The following is a 4,282-nucleotide window of genomic DNA, read 5'->3' as shown; positions in this document are numbered from 1 at the left end:
TCGATCGCCCACTCGTCCTCGGCCGCGGCCGCGCTGCGGCACCTGTTCGCCGTCGGTGTCGTTCTCCCGCACGGCCTCCCAGAACTCGTCCTGCGGCGACGGGCCGGTCTTCTTCTTGCCGAGCATCTTCGACCAGACGCCGCCGCTCATCGGCAGGACGTTGCTCGCGGAGCCGACCGACATCTCGACCATCTGCCACATGCGGCGCAACGGTTTGCCGATGACGAAGCAGATGAGTGTGAGCATCAGGCCGAGCAGTGTGCGCGTCAGCAACGACAGCCCGGTCGCGTTGAAGATCGCCTGCAGCAGCAGCGCGTGGACACCGGCGAGAACCGCGAGCACCAGCACGTTGAACACCGTCACGGCGGCCGCGCGCGCGACCTTGCGCAGCAGGTCGTGATGGATCAGCGCAACGAGGCCGATGAGCGGTCCGGCGAGCGTGAGGATGCGCAGCAGCAGCTGGGCCAGCAGCACCGCGGCCTTCGCGAACAGCTGGAACAGCGAGAACGCGATGGACTGAAGCAGCGCCAGGAAACCGGCGCCGGTGCGGCTGCCGTCGGTGCCGTCGAAGTAGCCCTTCGCGGTGCCGAGCTGAGCCTCCAGCGCCTTCCACTCGGCCTTCTTGGCCTCCAGTGCCGCCTGGTCGGCGTCCTTGTGCTCGGCGACCTCGGTCGTCGTCCACGCCTGCGCCTTGAGGATGCGCGGGCCGAACTCGGCGGCCTGCGGTGCCTCCGGCGTGCCGAACGCGCCGCGCAGCCAGCTTTGGTAGACGACCGCGTCGTGCAGTTTCGTTGGCAGGACGTGAAGTGTGCCTTGTTCTTCGGGTGCCTCGATGAACCCGGCCTGGATCTCCGACGTCTTGGACACCAGCGTGTTGTCGAGGAGGTTGTAGAACTGCGGCAAGGCCAATGTGGACGTTGCCAGCCACATGGCCGCCAACGCCCAGAGCCCGCGTTTGGAGATCGTGGCGAAGTCGCCGGTCCAGATCTGCCGGAACATCAGGATCGCGAGGATCAGCGCCACCAGGCCGAACCAGCGCAGGTAGACGTTGTCGTAGACCTTCTGCACGCCGTTCTTCACGGCGTCGTCCAGCGGGACCAGCAGACCGCGGCCCATCACCGTGTAGTGCAACGCGTTCGTGGCACCGACGATGTTCTTGCCGATGCTGAACAGCTCGTTGCCCGCCCACGTGTCGATCGTGGCGTTGGCGTCGGGGACGATGTTGCACTTGGCCTGGTAGTTGTGCCAGACCATGCCCGCGTAGCCGTACTCGAGGTAGGGCGAGCCGGGCAGGCCGTTGCCGACCGGCGGGTCGAGCGCGCCGACCATGCCGGCGCCGGGCCGTTCGGGGTTCGGCGCCTCGCCACAGGACTGGGCGTGCGCAGGAGCGCCGATCACGACCTGCAGCGCCAGGAGCACCGCCACCGCGATGACCGAACGGGATCTGGCTGACGTGCGCAGCGCGAACCGCCGCCTCGCCCAGAGCAAGGCGGCGATCGCGAGCACGATCGTCAGCGCCGTCATGCGGCGCCGTCCCGGTGGCGGTTGGTGCCGTCACCGTGGCCCACCAGATGGGCCTCTTCCTCCGTCAGTCCGAGCTCCATGTCCGCCGCCAGTTCGTCGTCGATCTCGTCGGGCACGTAGGCGGGCGGCTCGGGAGCCGCGTGGTCGTCGTCCGTCTTCACGAGCTCGCTGTTGCCGCGCTTGGCGTCCGGCGTCGTGTCGAGGGCGTTGCGCAGGTGTTCCAGGTGCGGGCCGCTGAAGTCGATGCGGATGCGCTCCACACCGCCGGCACCGTCGCCGAAGATGAACTGCCGCGGCGCGCGGTCACGTTCGGTCGCGGTGCGCTCGCCACCGGGGCGGCGGCCGAGTGACGCGACGACCTGCTCGTACCCGGCACCGACCGGAACCTTGAGCAGCCGCAACGCATCCGCCTGCGCCTGGTCGTCGTCGAGCCTGCCGACGAAGACCGAGTCGAGCAGTGCCACGAAGCCCTGGATCCTCAGGAAGTCCGCGGGGATCTGCGACGACAGGAGCACTCGGACGTTCCACTTGCGCGAGTCACGCGCGAAGCGGTTCATCAGCACGCGACCGGTCGGGACCTCCGAGAGGAAGAACGCCTCGTCGATCCAGACGCCCTTGCGCTGGTCCTTCGGCTTTTCGTAGATCGAGCGCTGGGTGAGCCAGGCGGCGAGGTTCAGCATCTCGACGCCGAGCGACTCCGCGTCCGTCCAGTGCTCGCGGCCGACACCGTCCTTCGGCAGGTTCAGGCCTGCCATCGTCAGCACGGTCAGCCGGTCGTCGCGCGCCTCGCTGTACGGGTCGTGGTTCTCCTCGGGGATGAGCAACGACATGCGCTCACGCATCTCGTCGAGGAAGTCCGCGACGACGACGGCGTGCTCGTGGTGCTCGGACGCGTCCCTGCGCAGCGCCTCGAAGACGAGACCGGGGTGGGCGTCGAAGCGGCCACCGACCGTGCGAACGGCACGCAGCAGCACGATGCGCGTCTGGGGCAGACGCGCGACCTCGAACGGCAGCAGACCGGTGAGCACGTCCAGCACCAGACGACGACGGGTCGCCGCCGCCAGTGCCTTCTCGCGGCGCCACGCGCGTTCCGGATCGTCCTCGTCGAGGAAGTGCTCGATCATCGGCTCGGCGACCACGCGGTACGGGTTGAGGATGCCGGGCTGCGCGTTGAGCAGGTTGATCGGCCGCGCGTACGGCCGCAGCTCCGGCAGGTCGCACAGCGCCGACAGCGGGCCGGACGGGTCGAGCAACGTCCAGTGCGCTCCGGCGCGCAGGGTCTTGTAGACCATGCCACCGCCGAGGAACGACTTACCGGCACCCAGGCCCGCGACCATCGCCGTCAGACCCGACGCGTCACGGAGCTCCTGGGCCATCCACGGGTCCCACGCGACCGGGCGGCGGGTGGCCGTGACGGTCTCGCCCAGCAGGATGCCCCGCCGGTCACCGACCTCGGCCGTCGCCGTGGGCACCGCAGACGCCGCCCACAACACACTGCCGCGGCGCAGGTACGCGCCGTTGGACAGCGGTTCGCCCGGGATGAACTCGCGGGCGATCGCGTACTGGGCCTCCGGGTGCTCGATCGCGATCTTCGGCTTGTACAGCTCCAGCAGCGACTGGGCCAGGCGCAGGGCCTCGCGCTCGGTCGGGCCGGACACCGCGAGGCGCCACCAGCTGCGCACACGGGTGCCCAGCGCGGTGAAGCCCGACGTCATCTCGTCGTCGATCTCCAGCACGCGGCCGGCCTGGCGGGCCAACGACTGCGGCGGGTCGAGCTCGTGCTCGTCGGTGTAGTGGCGGACCTGCGAGCGCACCTTGCTCATCTGGCGCGACAGCTCACCCGAGACCTCCTCGGGCCTGCGCACGTAGATCCGCGCTGACCACTCGACGGAGGCGGGCAGGCGGTCGGCGCGCTGCACCCACGGGTCGTCGACCTCGGGGATCTGCAGGCCGTGCATCAACCCGACCGAGAGCACGCAGACGTGGCGCTTGATGCCCGCGTTCGAGCCGGTGCGGCCGCGCACGGTCACGGTCGGCGAGTACGGCTCCTGGTGGAAGTCCGCGGCGTCGGTGAAGGACGCGAGGTCCTCCGGCTCCCACGCGGCACCCGGCACGGCGGGCAGGTTGCGCGGCGCGGGCAGGCCCAGCGAGCACGACCTGTGCATCAGCCAGGACATCTCCTCGGCCGTCGCGGGACGGCCTTCGAGACCAGCGGACCCGATGACCTGGTCGAGGTGCTCGACCTCGGAGTCCAGCGCCACCAGTTCGGCGTCGACGGCGTCCGGGAAGACCTTGCGCAGCACGGGAGCGGCGCGTTCGACGGCACGGTCCATCATGTTGCGGGTCTGCACCTGGACGCCCAGGTAGACCTCTTTCTCCGCCATCGAGCGACCCATGAGCTGCTGCTGCTCGCCGACCATGTAGTCGTCGAACGACAGCGTGCCCGGCGTGTCCGGCAGGCGCTTGACGGCGTTGTGCACGTGCGCCTCCGCCCACATGCGGATCGGGTACGGCCGCGTGGTGACCCGCAGGTGCATCCAGCGGCCCTGCAGCTCGGCGTACTGGCCCGCGATCGCGGCGATCAGGTCCTGGCGCTGCGAGTCGCTGCGGAACGACCAGCGCTGCGGCGCGAGCCGGTACCAGGCGTAGACCTCCTGGCCGGTGCGCAGCAGGTGGCCGTCGATGCTGCGGGCGGCGATCGACGGGGTGTAGCTCGGCACGGACTGCTCGGCCGGGCAGGCGGCGTCCGCGCTTGGAG

General features: G+C 69.9%; 1 protein-coding gene and 1 pseudogene. Both read right to left on the bottom strand.

Annotated elements, in window-relative coordinates:
* Window positions 1-1,524: hypothetical protein (locus FXN61_RS47640; RefSeq protein ID WP_167980364.1), on the bottom strand; the 1,524-nt coding region annotated here is incomplete at its 3' end.
* A pseudogene (locus FXN61_RS47635) lies at window positions 1,521-4,282 on the bottom strand (ATP-binding protein); the annotation flags it as partial. The pseudogene FXN61_RS47635 and the gene FXN61_RS47640, both read right to left, overlap by 4 nt.

It is taken from the genome of Lentzea indica (assembly GCF_012184385.1).
Classification (GTDB): domain Bacteria; phylum Actinomycetota; class Actinomycetes; order Mycobacteriales; family Pseudonocardiaceae; genus Lentzea; species Lentzea indica.
The sequence above is the reverse complement of the archived record's forward strand: the minus strand, read 5'-3'. Positions and strand labels throughout refer to the sequence as shown.